An 18563-nucleotide genomic window follows, 5' to 3' on the forward strand; every position below is an offset into this window, starting at 1 on the left:
GAATATTTTATTTGCAATTTACATTAGTGTATAACCCAGTAGATATTATTGTTTACTGGGTTATATTTATCTACAAAATCAGTTAAAATTAAGATGTAGTTTTTAGAATAAATTTAGATGTTAGGCTAAACAGGGGAGATTATATGAAAAAAAACAATTTAGGGTATTTTTATTTATTAAACACTATTATATTTTTTAGTTCCATAGAAGTTGTTAGTATATTTACAGTTGGTAAAATTACTTCTTTTCAGCTCAATTTTATGAGATTTTTCTTTGGAGGGCTTTTTCTATTAGGCATACTAATTTTAAACAAAGAAGATTTGAAAATAAGTAAAAATGATTTTATATGGGTTTTACTAATAGGGATATTAAATGTAACTATTTCTATGAACTTACTTCAACTAAGTTTGACTATAGAAAATGCAAAGGCATCAGTTGTTGCTGTAATGATAAGCAGTAATCCTATATTTGTAACTATTTTTACTGCTATTATTAAAAAAGAGAAAATTGAATTATATAAAATAATTGGACTAGTTATAGGCGTTCTAGGTATAGTTATTGTATTCATGCAAGAGCTTGATATAGCCAATATGGAATATAAAAGTTCACTACTTGCTTTAATAGCTTCTATTATTTTTGCACTATATACTGTAATGGGCAAAAAAGTAGCTTCTAAGGTAGGGAGTTTAAAAATGAATGCTTATTCTTTTTTGAGTGGGAGTGTAATTATTATTCCCTTTCTATTGATATTTGATATTCCGGTTTTTAAGATCCATACATCTTTAATTATACCAATTGCTTATCTTGCGTTTTTTGTAACTGGAATTGCGTATGTAACATATTTTAAAGGTTTAGAAATAGTAGGAGCAAGTAAAGGTTCATTAGTTTTTTTTGCTAAACCTGTAATTGCAAGCTTCTTAGCTATTATAGTATTACATGAAAAAGCTACTTTAAATCTTTTACTAGGGACTTTACTTATAATAGGTGGAATATATATAGTATTATATGGAAAGAAAATAATGAAGTGGGCGAAATAATCTGAATGATGTGGAATGACAATAGTAGCTGAGCGTTCTAATTATTAATGTGTTGAGATAAGTTTTGATTGTGGATATAAATAAAAATAAGCCCCCACTTAAAAAGAGTAAGTGGGGGCTATTACATTCGTTATTTTTTAATCCAGCGTACTTTATTTATCTTCTCAAAACCAAGACCAGGTTTATCGGGTAAAGAAATTTTATAATTATCAAATATAGCGCCACCATCTACAGGGTCTTCGCTGCATAGTACTGGTCCATCTAAGTCGATTTTAGTTATTATACTTTTAGCACAAGCAAGATGTACTGCAGCAGTTACACTGACTTTAGCCTCTAGCATACAACCTATCATACATTCAACACCATAGACTTCAGCAGCAGAACATATTTTTAAAGCATTATGAATTCCACCTGTTTTCATGAGTTTGATATTTATTAAATCAGCTGCTCTAGATTGAAGAATCGTAAGAGCATCCGTAGGAGAAAATACACTTTCATCGGCTAGAACAGGAATACGAGTATTGTCTGTTACAAATTTAAGGCCTACAATGTCATGAGCAGCAACGGGTTGCTCAACAAATTCAATATTTAATCCTTGATTTTGCATCTCATCTAAGGTATAAATAGCTTCTTTTGGAGTCCAACCTTGATTAGCATCTATTCTTAGATTTACATTATAGCCAATAGCTTGTCTAATGGCTTTCATTCTTTGAATATCTTTTTTAGCATCTAATCCAACTTTGATTTTTAGAGTATCATATCCTAAATTAACTGCGGTGATGCTGTCTTTAGCCATTTCTTCTGGTTCATTTACACTTATAGTTATATCTGTTGTGATTTCTTTTCTGTACCCACCTAAAAGTTTATAAAGTGGAGCATTGTAAAGTTGTCCATATAAATCATATATTGCGATATCAACGGCGGCTTTAGCACTGGTATTTTTTACTACTGATTTATCTAATATTTTCATTATTTCTTCAATATTATCTATTTCTCTTCCTACAAGAAGTTTGCTTATATGTTCTTGGATGGCTCCAATTATAGCACCTGTAGTATCACCGGTAATGACTCCTGTTGGAGGAGCTTCACCGTATCCTACAAGTCCAGTATCTGTTTCTATTTTTACAATTATATCTTCAACACTACTTACAGTTCTTAAGGCTGTTTTAAAAGGAGTCTTAAGAGGTATTGAGATTATTCCTAGCTTTATATCGGTTATTTTCATAATAACACCTCTAACATTTATTTTTAAATAATACAGTAAAACAAAAATAGCTGTATTGCTATTTTATTTAGCAAATCGCACATTAAAATTATACTAGAAAAACTTAATAATTACTAGAATACTTGCTAAAAATGCAAAAATCCTAGCATGAATTAACAAATCATTTATGGTATAATCCTTAGTGCAAACAATTTTACTCAAAGGATGAATTTATGAAGAAAATAGATTTAACAGAAGGAAAAGTTATAAAAGTACTTACAACGCTTTCAATACCTATAATGGGGAGTTCACTTTTGCAATTTACCTATAATTTAGTGGATATTATATGGGTTGGGGGACTCGGAACTAATGCAGTTGCAAGTGTTGGGTCTTCAAGTTTATTTATGGGACTTGGAAACTCCCTAATCTCTATGGTGGTTATTGGCACAGGAATAAAAGTTGCTCATGCCATTGGAAAAAAAGAAGATACCCAGGTTAAAGAGTATATTAATGCAGGTATTTTATTAAATACAATAATTGGTGTTATTTTTATGTTTATACTTATTTTTGCGGGTCAAAATCTTATAGGGTTTTTAAATATTAATAATGTTTCAGTTGAAAAAGATGCTTCTTTGTATTTGGCGCTAAGTGGGCCTACTATGTTTTTTGTGTTTTACAACACATTAAATACAAAAATATTAGGTAGTTTTGGTAATAATAAATTAGCTTTTAAAATAAATGCTATAGGTATGATTACAAATATAATATTAGATCCATTATTGATTTATTCTTTGAAATTTGGAGTTAGAGGGGCAGCTATAGCTACTATGATAGCTAATATTTTAATGTTTAGTTTATATATTATTAATTCTTCTGGTATGCTTAAATTTAATTTTAAAATCGGAATTCATTATGAGAAGGTAAAAGAAATAATGCTTCTAGGGTTTCCTATGGCGATTCAAAGACTTTTATTTACTGTAATTAATATATTCCTTGCAAAGATAATAGCTATATTTGGATCTGAGGCAATAGCGGCACAGAAGATAGGGCTCCAAATTGAATCGATAATATTTATGATTATAGGAGGGTTACATGGCGCAATAGCGGCCTTCACTGGGCAAAATTATGGAGCTGGAAGATACGATAGGATAAAAGAAGGCTACAATTCAGCTTTGAAAATAGGTATAGTATATTCTTTATTAATGGGCATAATGTTCATGTTCTTTAGTACTCCATTTATTAAACTATTTGTAAGAGATGCAGAAACTATACTTATTACCAAATCTTATCTGCAAGCTGTAGCCTTCTCGCAAATATTTAGTGCTACAGAAATAATATCAAATGGTTTCTTTACAGGTATAGGAAAACCTAAGATTTCTTCTACTATAAGTGTTATATTTACAAGTTTAAGAATTCCTTTAGCTTTGATTTTAATAGAACCTTTTGGAGTGATGGGTATATGGATGAGTATCTCAATATCAAGTGTGCTTAAAGGAATTGTAGCTTATACTATGTATTTGATAGAAGTTAAAAAATATAAATCTAGTGTTATTTGTTAAGATTTAAGAGAATAAAATAATATAATGCAATAAAATAAATAAGCAAATAATAATAAGGATTAATGAAAATATGAATAATCATACAATAGAAAAAATACAATATAGACTACTAATTCAAGAAGTAAAAACTTATTGTTCTAGTAGTTTAGGAAGAGAATTACTCGAAAAATTAGAGCCGTCAACAAGTCTTAATGCGGTTAAACAAAAGCTTCTAGAAACCTCTGAGGCAAGAAAACTAATGGATATTTCAGGAAATATAGGAATATCAGGTACTACTAATATCAGGAATATTATCAATTATGTTGAAAAAGATGGAATTCTAAATGTAGAGCAGCTTATGCAGATTTACGATTTTTTTGAGGGATGTCAAAAAATAAGTAAATATATGAAGAGCAAAGAGTCTTATGCGCCATATTTATGTAACGTGTGTAGAGGCATTCGTAGTAATTATAAAATTGTAGAAGAAATCGAATCAACCATAGATAAAGGTAGGATAAGGAGTGAAGCATCTTCGGAATTGAAAACAATTAGAAGGCATATTTCAAACACCCAGGATAAAATAAAAGAAGGATTAAATAAATTTCTTAAAAACAAGAAAAATGAAGCTTATATTCAAGAATTTTTTATTTCAATGAGAAATGGTAGTCAGACAATACCGATTAAGATGTCTTCTAAAAATCTTGTAGATGGGGTTGTTATTGAGAGTAAAAATAAAACTGCTTTTATGGAACCTAATAGTGTTAGAAAGTTTACAGATCAATTGAATACATTATTAAGTAATGAGACTAATGAAGAATATCGAATTTTATGTAGTTTAACGGCATTGGTGTATGATAATTTAGATTCAATAAAAATGAATATTGATTCCTTAGCGTATATCGATATGATATTTGCTAAAGGTAAATATTCTAAGTCAATTGATGCTATAGAGCCTTCAATAAATGAACATGGTTATATTAATATTGTGAAAGGAAAGCACCCTTTACTTAAGGGAAATGTGGTTCCATTGAACATTGAAATAGGAAAAGATTTTAGGTCATTAATTATTACAGGGCCTAATGCTGGTGGCAAAACGGTAGTATTAAAAACCATAGGGCTACTAACTTTAGCGGTACAATCAGGATTTCATATTCCATGTGTAACAGGCACAAATATTTCAATTTTCGAAAGAATATTTGTTGACATTGGAGATGACCAAAGTATTGAAAATGCACTAAGTACATTTTCTTCACATGTGCAAAATTTATCAAAATGTATTAATAAAGCCAATAAATCAACATTATTATTGTTTGATGAAATTGGTAGCGGAACCGAGCCAAGTGAAGGTGCTGCATTAGCTATTGCAATTCTAGAAGATGTATATAAAAAAGGTGCCATTACAATAGCTACAACTCATTACAATGAAATTAAAAATTATTCATCTATGCATCCAGATTTTGAAAACGCAGCAATGAAATTTGATAAGGAAACATTAGAACCTTTATATAAGTTAGCGCTTGGCAAATCAGGGGAAAGTAATGCTTTATGGATTTCTAAAAAAATGGGTATAAATTTTAAGGTCTTAAAACAGGCAGAGAAATATATGTCTGATAAAAATTACGATGTGTCCATTGTAGAACAAGGAAGAATAAGAAAAAACCAGAAATATGAGAAGCAGAAAAGCTATTATTATTTTAACGTTGGCGATAGAGTGTATATTAATTTTTTGAAAAAAAGTGGACTTATATATAAAGAAAAAGATAAGGAGAACAATATTCAAGTTTATATAGATGATGAGATTAAAACTTTGAATATTAGTTTAATTAAGTTAGAAGCTCGAAGAGAAGATTTGTATCCAGAAGATTATGATTTGAATTCTCTATTTACAAGTTTTAAGGAACGAAAATTAGAAAAGGATATAAAAAGAGGTTCGAAGAAAACACTGAAAAAAATACAAAAATATGGTATAAATGAATTACTTAAATAAAAAGAGAAAAAACTTGTTATTTTACGCCAAATTTAGGAATGATTTTAGAAATATAAAATAGGTATAATTTGAATCTAATTTCAAAAACTTATATAATAGAGTTATATGATGTCAGGAGAGAAGTAATATGTTTAATGTTGAAAGTTGTGTAGTTTTTATTACAAATAAGGTTGCAAAAAAGTTAGGTGACTCCTTTAATGAAAAATTAGTTTCGGAGGGTTCTACTAGGGTTCAATGGTTAGTTATGTACAATTTAAATATATTTGACAAGATAAATCAACGAGAATTAGCAGATAAAATGGACCTAAAAGCTTCCACCATTGTTAGACTTATTGATAGAATGGAAAAGGAAGAACTAGTAGAGAGGACAAAAGATAATGAAGATAGACGAGTTACATATTTATCTTTAACAGAAAAGGGTCAAGAAAGAATAAAAAAATTAATGCCAATTGCAGAAGAAGTGAGTTTAGTTTTTTCTAAAGGAATCAGTAAAGAGGAATTTCAAGTTTTTTATAAGGTTTTGGATATAATGGCTAAAAATGCAGATGAGGACACAAATTAAGGTAAGTGTAAAATTGATACACTTACCTTAATTTTTTTTTGAATAGGGAATTATTTTTTTATTTCCTCGGTAGTATTTGCGCTGCATTTTATTTCTCCTGTAATAAAAAAAAATTGTTAAAAATTTATTAATTAGTAATATAAGTATTGAAATTTCTAAAATAGATGCTATACTACTAATTAGTATACTAATTAATTTAAAAGGGAGTGGTTTTATGCCAATGGAAACATTTAAAGCTATAGCAAAGAGCACAGGAGGACTATCAGTTGAGGCTGAATCAAGAGGATTCAAATTAATTATTGATGAACCAATACAATTAGGTGGCACAAATACAGGAATGAATCCTGTTGAATTGTTATTATGTAGTCTTGGAGCATGCCAAACTATTGCAGCTTCAGCATTTGCACCACATTTTGAAATTGAATTAGAAGAATTTTGGACTGAGGTTGAAGGTGATTTAGATACTGATGGATTTATGGGATTAAATGATGAAGTAAGAAAAGGCTATCAAGACATTAGATTTAATTTCCATATTAAAAGCAATGCTTCAGAAGAAAGAATTCATCAGTTTGTTAAATTTGTTGAAAACACTTGCCCTGTTGGAGACACAATAAATGGTGGAGTAAAATTAGGTGCAGCAAAAATAACAATAGAAAAGTAATACATAAAAATAAAAACTAGCTTTTCGAAGCTGGTTTTTGTTTTTGTAACTATAGAAAATATGGAGGTACAAAAATGTTGATGGAAATAAAGAATGCAAAACTAGGAACAGTAGGTAAAATAAGTGTCAATATAGGTGATGAGATAGAAAAAGATGAAGAACTATTAACCATAGAGACAAAAAAAGGAAGCACATCGATTAAAGCTGAGTTCTCAGGAATTATAAAAAGTATAGAAGTAGAAGAGGGCGACAACGTAAAAATTAATGATTTATTATTTACCATTGAAAGAGCTGATGAAGCAGCAGTTGATAGTATAGTTGAAGAGAATTCGAAAAGAATTAAAAAGATTGATAGTGATATAACAATTATAGGAGGAGGGCCTGGCGGATATGTTGCTGCTATAAAAGCTGCAAAAATGGGCGCAAAAGTAGTTGTGGTTGAAAAAGAGAGTTTAGGTGGAACTTGCTTGAACTGGGGATGTATACCTACAAAAGCTTTGGTTCGCTCTGCTGAAGTTTTTAATGAAATAAAAGGAGCTGCAAGTTATGGATTAATTGCAAATGATTTTGATGTTGATATGGTAAAAGTTATTGATAGAAAAAATACAGTTGTGAATAGACTTGTAGGTGGAATTGAATATCTTTTTGAAAAGAATAGCATTAAACTAATAAAAGGTGCTGGAAAATTACAAAGTAATAACGTGGTTGAAGCTGAAACAGAGGAATATATATATAGTATCAATAGTAAAAATATTATACTAGCTACAGGATCAGAAACGGTAAATCTTCCAATACCAGGAGCGAATTCTAAAAAAATAGTTACAAGTAAAGAAATATTAGACATGAAAAATTTACCTGAAAAACTTACTATAATTGGCGGCGGAGTTATAGGTATGGAATTTGCCTTCATATTTGCTTCTTTTGGAGTTAAGGTGTCTGTAGTAGAATATTTGGATAAAATACTTGCAGTTCTTGATGATGATGTCATTTCAGAAATTGAAGTAGCTGCTCAAAAATTAGGAATTAAATTATATATTTCTTCTAAAGTTGAAGAAATAATTGATACTGAAAATAATAAAATTATAGTTAGATTCACAAAGGATGGGAAATCAAAATATTTAACTTCAGATAAAATTTTAATGGCTGTTGGAAGAAAACCATACCTAGAGAATTTAGGTTTAGATAAAGCAGGAATCCAGTTAAATGACAATAAAAGAGGAATTAAAGTAAACTGTAAAATGCAAACTAATATTGAAAACATTTATGCAATTGGTGATGTTACTAATAAAATTCAACTTGCTCATGTAGCTTCTCATCAAGGTATAGTAGCCATAGAAAATATAATGGGAGAAATTAAAGAGATGGATTATAATGTTGTTCCAAGTGCGATTTTTACTCACCCTGAAATTGCTTCAGTTGGACTGACAGAAAGAGATGCAGTTAAAAAAGAGTTAGATATCGAAGTTGGTAAATTCCCATATGCTGCAAATGGAAAGGCGCTTGCTATGGGAGATGATAAAGGATTTATTAAAATTGTAAAAGATAAAAAGACTAATAAGATATTAGGTGCATCTATAGTTGGACTAAATGCTGCTGACTTAATTTCTACATTAACTGTTGCTATGAAAAATGGTGTAACTACAGAGGAAATAACAGAAACAATATTTGCACATCCAACTACAGCAGAAGTAATATATGAAGGTTTTTTATCAGTAGAAGGAGGAGCTCTACATTTTGCTAAGTAGACCTATATTAAAAATTGTTAAATCCTTAAGTTATGACCCATGGTACAACTTGGCTCTAGAAGAAAATCTTTTTTATGATGTTAAGGACAATGAAGTACTACTGTATTTATGGCAAAATAAGAATACTGTTGTTATTGGAAGAAATCAAAATCCTTGGAGAGAATGTAGGTATAAGGAATTAGAAGAGGATGGGGGAAAACTTGCGAGGCGACTATCTGGTGGAGGCGCAGTTTATCATGATTTGGGAAACTTGAATTTTACGTTCATTATGAAAGAAAACTTATTTAGTATTGAAAAACAATTAAAGATTATAATTAATGCTGTTAATAAGCTTGGAATAAAGGCGGAATTTTCAGGAAGAAATGATATAGTAACAGATGAAAAGAAGTTTTCCGGAAATGCTTTTTATTATGATAAGGATAGATGTTATCATCACGGTACACTGTTAGTTTCTGCAGATATGATAAAATTGGCTCAGTATCTTAACGTTAGCAAAGAAAAAATAAAATCTAAAGGAATTAAATCTGTAAAATCAAGAGTGGTTAACCTTAAAGATATAAATCCTGAGTTGACTATAGAAAAGTTAAGCCAAGCATTAATAGAGAGTTTTGCAGAAAAATATTATGCTAGTATCGAGGAGACAATTGTAAAAAGTTTTGATGAATCTAAGGATGAATTAAAAAGTATCTATGAGAAGTATTCTTCTTGGCAGTGGAGATATGGACAGACTCCTAATTTTCAGATAGAGTTCCATACTAGATTTGATTTTGGAGATATTGAATTTCTTTTTAATTTAAAAGATTCTTATGTCAATGAAGTACAAGTTTATTCTGATGCAATGAATCCAAAGCTAGTTTTGGATATGAAAAAAGAGTTGCAGGGAGTAAAATTTACAAATGAAAGCATTATAAGTAAATTAGACCAACTGAAAGACAAATATGGTAATGAAATTATACTGGAAATCCAAAAGTGGATAGCTGAGAAGTGATTGAATAATACAATTTAGTAGCTAGAATATGAAAGAAATTGTTATTCAGAAAATTAAGCATTAAAAATAAATGTTGAAGGAATAGTGACTATCAAAAAAGATAGTCACTATTTAAATTAAAGGTCTTTACAAAAGTATCTATATATGCAATCATTATATCATTCCAATATAAGGAGTGATATAAGCTAAATTAATTAGTTAATGCTATTGATTAATTGTGTTAGAATTTCAATAGGAAGGAGCAGCTTATGGACCATTACAAGTTTAATCAGAATAAGAAGTGTGAATATTTTCCTTGTCATAAAGGTGTAGACGAAGATAAATTCAATTGTTTGTTTTGTTATTGCCCACTATATATGTTAGGAGATGAATGTGGTGGAAATTACAAAATAACAAATGATATGAAAGATTGCTCACAATGTACTAAACCACATGATGAAGAAGGGTATGAATACATAATGTCTAAAATGAAGTTAGTATTAGAAAAAGGTTCCTATTTTATCAAGGGATATTAACTATATGGGAAAATAATTTTTGAAAACAGAACCATAAACTAAAAGGGAATGAAGGAAAGGAAATAATATGAGTAAAAAACATACGAAATTCGAAAACGCAGAAAGAGTTAGAGAGTTAGATATTCAAAACACATTAAATAAAGCTCTAATTACTTCAAATGATTTGGTGTGTGATTACGGTGCTGGAACTGGGATTTTCACAGTGGAAGCCGCAAAGATAACTGAAAACAAAGTTCTTGCAATGGATATAAGCATAGAAATGCTTGAGATTATTAATGAAAAAGCTACGAAAGAATCATTAACCAATGTAGAAACTATTAAAGTTGAAAAGGATAGTATTGAATGTGAGGATAGCGCTGTAGATTTGTTTATGCTTGTGACGGTACTACATGAGATAAAAGATATCCCTAAATTCATAATAGAAATTAAAAGAATCCTAAAAGAAAAAGGAAGAGTCATGGTAGTAGACTTTAAAAAGAAAGATACTCCAATGGGACCGCCAGCTTCACATCGTTTAAGCTCTGATGAGGCAACTGGGTATTTTTTGAAAGAGAATATATTACTGTCTAAGGAGTACGACCTAGGAGATAATTTCTATATGTTAATATTAGAAAATAACAACATGTAGATAATAAATTAGCTAATGTTAAGAGTAAATAATAAAAGTTACTAATAAATTGTATTAAAGATTCAAAAAACAATATATAAAAGGAGTTATCATGAAATACGAATATAAAACACTTGCTAATATTAGACACAAAGTTTTTACAGCCGTAAGCAAAATGGCTTTTGAAGACAATTTAGATAGAATTGAAAACATTCCATTTGAAATTCTACCAGGAGAAATGGGTAAATATAGAGAAAGTATATTTCTAGAGAGGGCGATAGTCAGCGAACGTATACGTTTGGCCATGGGACTTAATATGAGGCCAAATGATAGACCAAGACCAATTACAGAAGGGCTACAAGAGGCAACAAAACCTTCGAAATATTATGAACCACCACTTATAAATATTATAAAATTTGCTTGCGATTCTTGTCCTACAGATAGTTATGAAGTTACAAATATGTGTCGTGGTTGTCTTGCACATCCTTGTGTAGAAGTTTGTCCTAAGGATGCTGTTAGTATGGTTAAAGGGAAAAGTGTTATTGATCAGGAAAAATGTATCAAGTGTGGATTATGTGCTAAAGCATGTCCGTATTCTGCAATAATAAAACATGAAAGACCATGTGCAGCAGCTTGTGGAGTAGATGCAATACATTCTGATGAACACGGTAGAGCAGAAATAGATTACGATAAATGTGTTAGCTGTGGAATGTGTTTGGTAAATTGTCCTTTTGGAGCAATATCAGACAAAAGTCAAATATTCCAATTAATCCAGGCAATTAATCAAAAGGAAGACGTAATAGCCATTGTGGCTCCGGCATATAGGGGGCAGTTTGGAAATAATATTGGATTTAATGATTTTAAAAAAGCAATGCTTCAAATTGGATTTAAAGATGCAATTGAGGTTGCTATTGGAGCAGATATTTGTACAATTGATGAGGCTAAAGATTTCTTAGAAAATGTTCCAGAGAAACTTTCTTTTATGGGTACATCCTGTTGTCCTTCATGGTCTGTTATGGCTAAAAAATTATATCCAGATAATGTGGAAAATATTTCAATGGCTTTAACGCCAATGGTTTTTGCTGCTCGATTAGTGAGAGAAAAAAATAAAAATGCAAAGATTGTTTTCATTGGACCATGCAGTGCAAAAAAATTAGAAGCTTCTAGAAAAAGTGTGAAAAGTGAAGTTGATTTTGTAATTACATTTGAAGAATTATCTGGCATACTAGCATCAAAAGAAGTGGAGATAATAGATACAGATAATAGTTTAAGTAATGAAGCAACGGGTTCAGGAAGAGGATTTGCAGTAGCAGGTGGAGTTGCTAAAGCTGTTGCTGACTTGATAGAGAAGGAACACCCTGATAGAAAAGTGAAAATGAAGGCTGCAGATGGACTAAGAGAATGCAAGGAAATGCTAAAAGATGCTACAAAAGGTAAATATGATGGATATCTACTTGAAGGAATGGCTTGCCCAGGAGGCTGTGTGGCGGGAGCTGGATGCATTGTCAAACCCAATGTATCAGGAGCTCAAGTTAAAAAACTAGCTAAAAATTCTGAGCTAAAGACTTCAGATGAATCTAAATATGCTGATAAAATCTACTTATTAGATGAAAAAAGTTTAGAGAAATAAATAATAATAAAAAAACTGACAGTGAGTAGAAATATTCATTGGCAGTTTTTATTTATGAAAAATATAATGTTAAGAATTAAACAATAAATTTAATACTAATGTTAAAAAACATAGCCTGTTAGATTCTAAGAAATTAGGAATATAGCTGGCTAATTTATTTATACAAATTCTTTAGGACAAGTAAAAGAATTACTTTCTATGCGAATTATGGGATAAAATAGCATTGTTGATAAGTGGGTTTTATGATATTATTTAATTAAGGTTAAGTAAATATTAAACTTAAATGGATTTAACTTAAGGATTTCTAAAATAGTACTATTTAGATACTAAAATAAGGAGGCTATAATATGAGTTTTACAAATGAATATGTAAAATTATTCGCTAAAAGAATATCTGAAGATTTGAATTTGCCTGTTGACTTTTTTAGTAATGATAGATTTACTATGATTGTAATTGATTCAAAAACTGGAAATATAGTTGATGTCAATAGTAGAGCATTAGAATATTATGGATATTCAAAAAGTGAATTTCTAAAACTAAACATCGATGATATTAGTATATCTAGTGAACAAGAAATGCATAATGAAATACAACTTGCTAAGAATCAAAAAAGGAACTTTTTTAATTTTAAACATAAGTTAGCAGATGGTGATATACGAGAAGTAGAAGTTTATAATACTTTTGTACAAATTGAAAAAAAACAGTACCTGTATTCTTTGATTTTTGATGCGAGTTTAAATAGAACTGACAATACATTTTTTTATCAAGTATTCTTAAATTCAAATTTGGCAACTTTAGTTTTGAATAATGACAATAAAGTAATAGATTGTAACAAGAGTTTTTTAGAATTATTTCAATTAGAAAAAGAGGATATTATAAATAGGGATCCTAAATATATAGTTTCGAATAATGCACAACTTCAAAGAGATATAAACAAGGCTCTCTATGAAGTGAATAAAGGAGTTATAATAACTAAAGAGGGGAAAAATGAGATTAATCAAGGGACTATTTCAGATTTGAATTTATCCTTTTATCCTGTTCTTAGCCATGGGATACAGATAGGCAAAATGATTACTTTCACAGATATTAGTGAAAAAAAAGGAATTCAAAATGAACTGATATTCGTAGAGAAAGCAATGGCTCAAATGGCTGAAGGCATAATGATAACAGATAAAAATGGAACTATAGAATGGGTAAATGATGCATTCACCAAAATAACGGGATATGCAAAAAATGAAGCTATAGGTGAAAATCCTAGGATTTTAAAATCAAACATTCATGATAAAAAATTCTACGAAAACATGTGGAAAGCTATTTTGAAAAAAGATGAATGGAAAGGTGAGTTATATAATAAAAATAAGAATGGAAATATTTTTATTGAATATTTGAACATTACGTCTATTAGGGATGATGATAAGAATATTAGTAATTTCATTGCAATATTAAGTGACATTACGCAAAATAAAAAAAGAGATAAACTGATAAATGAATTAGCTTATAAAGATACACTAACAGGATTGAATAATAGATGGTCATTTGTTAATAAATTGAAGAAAGAAATAGATAATGGAAATACAAATTTTGCAGTAATTTATTTAGATATAGATGACTTTAAGAATGTAAATGATACCCTTGGAAATTTCTCCGGTGATATAGTTCTTAAAGAAATAGCCAAAAGGTTGATTAGCACCATAGAAAATAAAGGTGTTGTTTCAAGGATAGGTGGAGATGAATTTACAATAATAATTAATAAGCAATTGGACAGGGAACAACTAGAATATATTGGTAGAGCCATTATTAAAAATACTAGTGAACCTATAAAAATAGATAACCATAATATATATGTAAACCTCAGTATAGCAATTTCTAAGGTTGAAAATAATAAAGAAGATGTAGAAGTATTAATGAAGAATTTGAATTTAGCAATCAATAAGGCTAAAGAAAATAAAGGAAATGGTGAAAATAGAATAGTGTTTTATGATTCATATATGGGGAAAAACTTTTCTGAAGATTTTACTTTATCTAACCAACTAGTGAATGCTTTAGAAAGAGGAGAATTTTACTTAGTCTACCAACCAATTATTGATATGAATACTTATGCAATGATTGGGGTAGAAGCGCTTATAAGGTGGAAGCACCCAGTGCTTGGGAATATATCGCCATCAAAATTTATACCACTTGCAGAAAAAACAGGGGATATAAATAAAATAGGTGCCTGGGTTTTAAAAACCGCTTGCATGCAAAACAAGGAGTGGCAATTAAAAGGTAGGAAGCCAATTTTTACTTCTGTTAATATATCAGTAATACAATTAAGGCAATCAAATTTTTCTCAGATTATAAGAAATATACTAGATGAAACTAAGCTTGAGGCTAAATTTTTAGAACTAGAAGTTGCAGAAACAATTTCTGGAATTAACATGGATTATTTAAGAAAAATACTGAGACACATTCGTAGTTTTGGGGTAAATATAACGATAGACTATTTTGGAGTAGGATATTCATCTATATCTGCCCTTAATAATATGTATGTTTCAAAGCTTAAAATCGACAAAAGTTTTTTAGATCATTTGAATGAAGATAATAATAAGAAAATAATAATGACTATTGTTGATATAGCAAAAAGCTTGGATATTGAAGTTGGAGCATTAGGAATTGAAACTGAAGAGCAATTTAAATTTTTAAGTGATATTAATTGTGATTTCGGTCAGGGATATTATTTTAGTAAACCAACTATAAGTAATTTGATAAAAGAAGAATTAAGCAAAAGTAAGTAAATAAAAGTTGAATACCAGTAATCATGATAATGAGATTGTGTCAAGTAAAAGTTAGCAATATATCTTTTCAAATTTATTTTTCGTCATCTCACAATGACATGTTTCAGCAATGCTATCAAATAACATATTACTAAATTTTTCAGCTAAAATTTTCGCTATATTAGTTGCGCTATTAATAGACCAACTCATTTTACGACCTTTCATTCTTTGAGCCAAAACGGCACAAATATTATGCTCCATTGTTCCTGAATTCCTAAACATAAGCCTTTCTGGAGGTTCTGGCAACTGTATTTCTTCTCTTAAATGGTATGGCACTAAAGCCGCTTTGTTTTCAGCAAAATAATTATATAGATTAACTAACTTATTATATTTTTTCTCATCACAATTATCTCTTATTAACATTTGAGTTATCATTTCAAAACCTTCTTTGGTTTTTTCACTATGAAAAAATTTCATTAATTTATGTGCTTCTTTTTTATCCCGGACATTTCTCGAAATTGCTTGGCTTTTATGGAAAGGATCAAGCTTATAATGCACATCTTCCTCACCCATACTTGCTTTTATCCACTTAGCACCATCACCATTAACAATACGCGTTTCTATCTCATCCATATTATAGACTTCTGCAATTGTAGCATCTGAAAATTGCTTGAACTTTCTTGAATTCTCAAAACTTGCACAAGCTATTTTATTCTCAACTATATATTGATTTTTGCAATAGCTTCGTTTTTTCCAACCTTCATAAGTTATTCCTAACTTTAATTCTTTTTTCTTTCTTTTAGATCCTTTCGGCTTATCTTTGCTCTTTTTCATTTAACTTTTCTCTAAACTTTTGAACTACATGCCACACTGCCGTGTGACTAATATTTTGATTACACATAAGCTCAATATTATTTGGAGTCTTTTGATAAGAAACATCTGTTACATTTCTTAAAATACTTTCAACCATATTTATTGACATATGACCCATGATTGTTTTTATACAAGTTTGTTTCTTCTCTAAACTCTTGAAACTTAAATCATTTTCATTTAAACTTAATTCGTACATAAATTTCGCCACCTTAATGTTTGCTTCGCAACTTTCATTATAATGGATAATTTATGTATTGTGGAGATGCTTTTGCATCTCCTTTAATATTTTTTGTAGTATTTTATACTATCTTTGCCTACTAAAATTATACTCTAAGTCCCCAAGCTTATGTTGATTTATTGTTTTGTTTTAAGAAATTATTAAATAATTTTACAGTAGTGTAGAATTATTTAGTTACAACAAGGTTATTATTAAATAAATTCCTTAAATTTAAACTATATTTAAGGAATTTATAGTATTATGTATATAGTTATAAAACTGATTTAACATAAATTTAAAAAGGGGTTGAAAAAGATGAAATTACTTTTAGCGGAGGATGAAAAAGAACTATCTAAAGCGCTAGTTGCCATTTTAAAATATAGTAAATATACAGTAGATGCTGCTTATGATGGAGAGGAAGCACTAGCGTATCTTGAAACTGAAAATTATGATGGAGTAATATTAGATATAATGATGCCAAAAATAGATGGAATAACTGTATTAAAAACTATAAGGGCAAAAGGAGATAATGTTCCTGTCCTTATGTTAACAGCAAAGGCAGAAATTGATGACAGAGTAGCTGGTCTTGATAGTGGAGCAAATGATTATCTTACAAAACCCTTTGCTACAAAAGAGCTTTTAGCTAGAATTAGAACTATGACAAGAAGTCAAAGTGAAGTTACAAAGTCTACTTTAACAGTAGGAAGTGTCAATTTGAACCGATCAAATTTTGAAATTTCTTCAGAGCATGGAAGATTTAGGCTTGCAAACAAAGAATTTCAAATGCTTGAGATGCTGATGATTAATCCAGGACATTCTATTACAACTGAGAGATTTATGGAGAAAATATGGGCAGATGACAGTGAAGCGGAGACAAATATTGTATGGGTTTATATTTCATATCTTAGAAAAAAGCTTTCATCTTTGAATGCAGATGTGCATATTGAAGAATTTGGAAATGGAGAGTATTCATTGGAGGTTCTAAAATGATTGAAAAATTAAGAAGAAAGTTTATTTTCATAACTATGGGTTCTGTCATTTTCGTTATAACTACTATAATGCTTTCAATAAATATTTTTAATTATATGGAAGTTAATAATAAAGTGAATGGAATTATTGATATAATAATTGAGAATGAAGGGTATTTTCCTGATACTAACGAACTGGAAAATTATGTTTATAATTTAAGTGCAGAAACTCCTTTTCGTACAAGATATTTTACTGTGAAAATTAATTCAAATAATGAAGTAATAGATATTTATACAGGTAAGATAGCGGCCATAAGTCCGGAGGACGGTGTGGCTCTAGCGTTACAAGTAATTGAGAGCAATAGTTCAAAAGGTTATATAGGAGTATATAGGTACAAGGCTGTGGATAAAGATGGAGACAAGTTTATTGTTTTTCTAGATAGTACTGAATTAATAGAAACCTTGCAAATATTTTCTTTTAATAGTATAGTAATTTCAGTTATAGGGGCAGTAGCTGTTATTTTACTTGTTGTGATTTTTTCTAAGAAAGTTATAGAACCTGTCGCAGAAAGTGTTGAAAAACAGAAACAATTTATTACTGATGCAGGCCATGAACTTAAAACGCCACTAGCAATTATAAATGCAAGTGCAGAAGTTTTGGAGTTGGAAAAGGGTGACAGTGAGTGGACGGAAAGTATTAAAAATCAGGTATCAAGACTATCGGATTTAACTACGACACTTGTGTCACTAGCAAGGATGGAAGAAGATGATACTTCGGCGATTATAACTGATTTTTCCCTTTCAGATGCCATTACACAAAGTGTTCAGCCTTTCTTTTCTTTAGCAAAATCTCAGGGGAAATTGATTTTTTTAAATATCCAAAAAGATATTACTTACAAAGGTGATGAAAAGTCAATTAGGCAGCTTATTTCTATACTTTTAGATAATGCAATTAAATATTCAATCGATAAAGGCGAGATAAAAGTTGCGTTAAAGAAGCAGGGACGACAAAATATAATTTCTGTGAGTAATGAAGCAGATAATCTTAAGCAGGGTAACCTTGATGTTTTATTTGATAGATTTTATCGTGCTGATGCTTCAAGGAACAGCAAAACAGGAGGTTTTGGTATAGGCCTTTCTATAGCTAAAACAATAGTAACTGCAAACAAAGGAAAAATAACAGCCAAAAGTGAAGATGGCAAATCTATCGTAATAACAGCTAATTTATAAAAGTGTGAAGAGTGAATTGTGAGGTGCCAAGGTTGAATATTGAAGATT

Annotated in this window: 16 protein-coding genes; 13 read left to right on the forward strand and 3 right to left on the reverse strand. The window is 29.7% G+C overall.

The genetic code is table 11. The annotated features are described in order from the left end of the window. Positions 1-143: 143 nt before the first annotated feature. On the forward strand, positions 144-1037 hold the full coding sequence (locus ACVHXK_RS04985; protein WP_461205266.1) for a DMT family transporter: 894 nt from the start codon (positions 144-146) through the stop codon (positions 1035-1037). Positions 1038-1167: 130 nt separating this feature from the next. Here ACVHXK_RS04985 and ACVHXK_RS04990 read toward each other — a convergent pair whose 3' ends face one another. Beyond that, complete coding sequence (locus ACVHXK_RS04990; RefSeq protein ID WP_461205267.1) at positions 1168-2262, reverse strand: dipeptide epimerase; 1095 nt, start codon at positions 2260-2262, stop codon at positions 1168-1170. A 212-nt stretch (positions 2263-2474) separates the two neighbouring features. Here ACVHXK_RS04990 and ACVHXK_RS04995 point away from each other — a divergent pair, with 212 nt between their 5' ends. The 10 genes from ACVHXK_RS04995 (at position 2475) to ACVHXK_RS05040 (ending at position 15248) form a co-directional block, all read left to right on the forward strand. Beyond that, positions 2475-3800, forward strand: coding sequence for an MATE family efflux transporter (locus tag ACVHXK_RS04995; protein WP_461205268.1), 1326 nt, complete (start codon positions 2475-2477; stop codon positions 3798-3800). 70 nt (positions 3801-3870) lie between these two features. Then, positions 3871-5766 carry an endonuclease MutS2 gene (locus ACVHXK_RS05000; RefSeq protein ID WP_461205269.1) on the forward strand — a complete coding sequence of 632 codons (1896 nt, stop codon included), beginning with the start codon at positions 3871-3873 and terminating at the stop codon, positions 5764-5766. Positions 5767-5893: 127 nt separating this feature from the next. Continuing rightward, complete coding sequence (locus ACVHXK_RS05005) at positions 5894-6328, forward strand: MarR family winged helix-turn-helix transcriptional regulator (protein ID WP_461205270.1); 435 nt, start codon at positions 5894-5896, stop codon at positions 6326-6328. A 214-nt stretch (positions 6329-6542) separates the two neighbouring features. Further along, positions 6543-6989 carry an OsmC family protein gene (locus tag ACVHXK_RS05010; protein WP_461205271.1) on the forward strand — a complete coding sequence of 149 codons (447 nt, stop codon included), beginning with the start codon at positions 6543-6545 and terminating at the stop codon, positions 6987-6989. A gap of 74 nt (positions 6990-7063) precedes the next feature. Continuing rightward, complete coding sequence (gene lpdA, locus ACVHXK_RS05015) at positions 7064-8734, forward strand: dihydrolipoyl dehydrogenase (protein WP_461205272.1); 1671 nt, start codon at positions 7064-7066, stop codon at positions 8732-8734. Beyond that, on the forward strand, positions 8724-9722 hold the full coding sequence (locus ACVHXK_RS05020; RefSeq protein WP_461205273.1) for a lipoate--protein ligase: 999 nt from the start codon (positions 8724-8726) through the stop codon (positions 9720-9722). Before lpdA ends, ACVHXK_RS05020 begins: the two co-directional genes overlap by 11 nt. A 248-nt stretch (positions 9723-9970) precedes the next feature. Further along, complete coding sequence (locus tag ACVHXK_RS05025; RefSeq protein ID WP_461205274.1) at positions 9971-10237, forward strand: cysteine-rich small domain-containing protein; 267 nt, start codon at positions 9971-9973, stop codon at positions 10235-10237. Between the two features lie 67 nt (positions 10238-10304). Then, on the forward strand, positions 10305-10865 hold the full coding sequence (locus ACVHXK_RS05030) for a class I SAM-dependent methyltransferase (protein WP_461205275.1): 561 nt from the start codon (positions 10305-10307) through the stop codon (positions 10863-10865). 91 nt (positions 10866-10956) lie between these two features. Then, on the forward strand, positions 10957-12474 hold the full coding sequence (locus tag ACVHXK_RS05035; RefSeq protein ID WP_461205276.1) for a 4Fe-4S dicluster domain-containing protein: 1518 nt from the start codon (positions 10957-10959) through the stop codon (positions 12472-12474). A gap of 347 nt (positions 12475-12821) precedes the next feature. Beyond that, positions 12822-15248 carry an EAL domain-containing protein gene (locus tag ACVHXK_RS05040; protein WP_461205277.1) on the forward strand — a complete coding sequence of 809 codons (2427 nt, stop codon included), beginning with the start codon at positions 12822-12824 and terminating at the stop codon, positions 15246-15248. A gap of 51 nt (positions 15249-15299) precedes the next feature. Here ACVHXK_RS05040 and ACVHXK_RS05045 read toward each other — a convergent pair whose 3' ends face one another. Together ACVHXK_RS05045 and ACVHXK_RS05050 are read right to left on the reverse strand one after the other, a co-directional pair. Next, positions 15300-16061 carry a UPF0236 family transposase-like protein gene (locus ACVHXK_RS05045; protein ID WP_461205278.1) on the reverse strand — a complete coding sequence of 254 codons (762 nt, stop codon included), beginning with the start codon at positions 16059-16061 and terminating at the stop codon, positions 15300-15302. Then, on the reverse strand, positions 16042-16296 hold the full coding sequence (locus tag ACVHXK_RS05050) for a hypothetical protein (protein WP_461205279.1): 255 nt from the start codon (positions 16294-16296) through the stop codon (positions 16042-16044). Before ACVHXK_RS05050 ends, ACVHXK_RS05045 begins: the two co-directional genes overlap by 20 nt. A gap of 336 nt (positions 16297-16632) precedes the next feature. Between ACVHXK_RS05050 and ACVHXK_RS05055 the strand changes: the two genes are divergently transcribed. Beyond that, positions 16633-17307 (forward strand): response regulator transcription factor, encoded by a 675-nt coding sequence (locus ACVHXK_RS05055; protein WP_461205280.1) that lies wholly within the window; start codon positions 16633-16635, stop codon positions 17305-17307. Next, complete coding sequence (locus ACVHXK_RS05060) at positions 17304-18515, forward strand: sensor histidine kinase (protein ID WP_461205281.1); 1212 nt, start codon at positions 17304-17306, stop codon at positions 18513-18515. Before ACVHXK_RS05055 ends, ACVHXK_RS05060 begins: the two co-directional genes overlap by 4 nt. Positions 18516-18563: the final 48 nt, after the last annotated feature.

This window comes from Clostridium sp. DL1XJH146 (assembly GCF_054819755.1).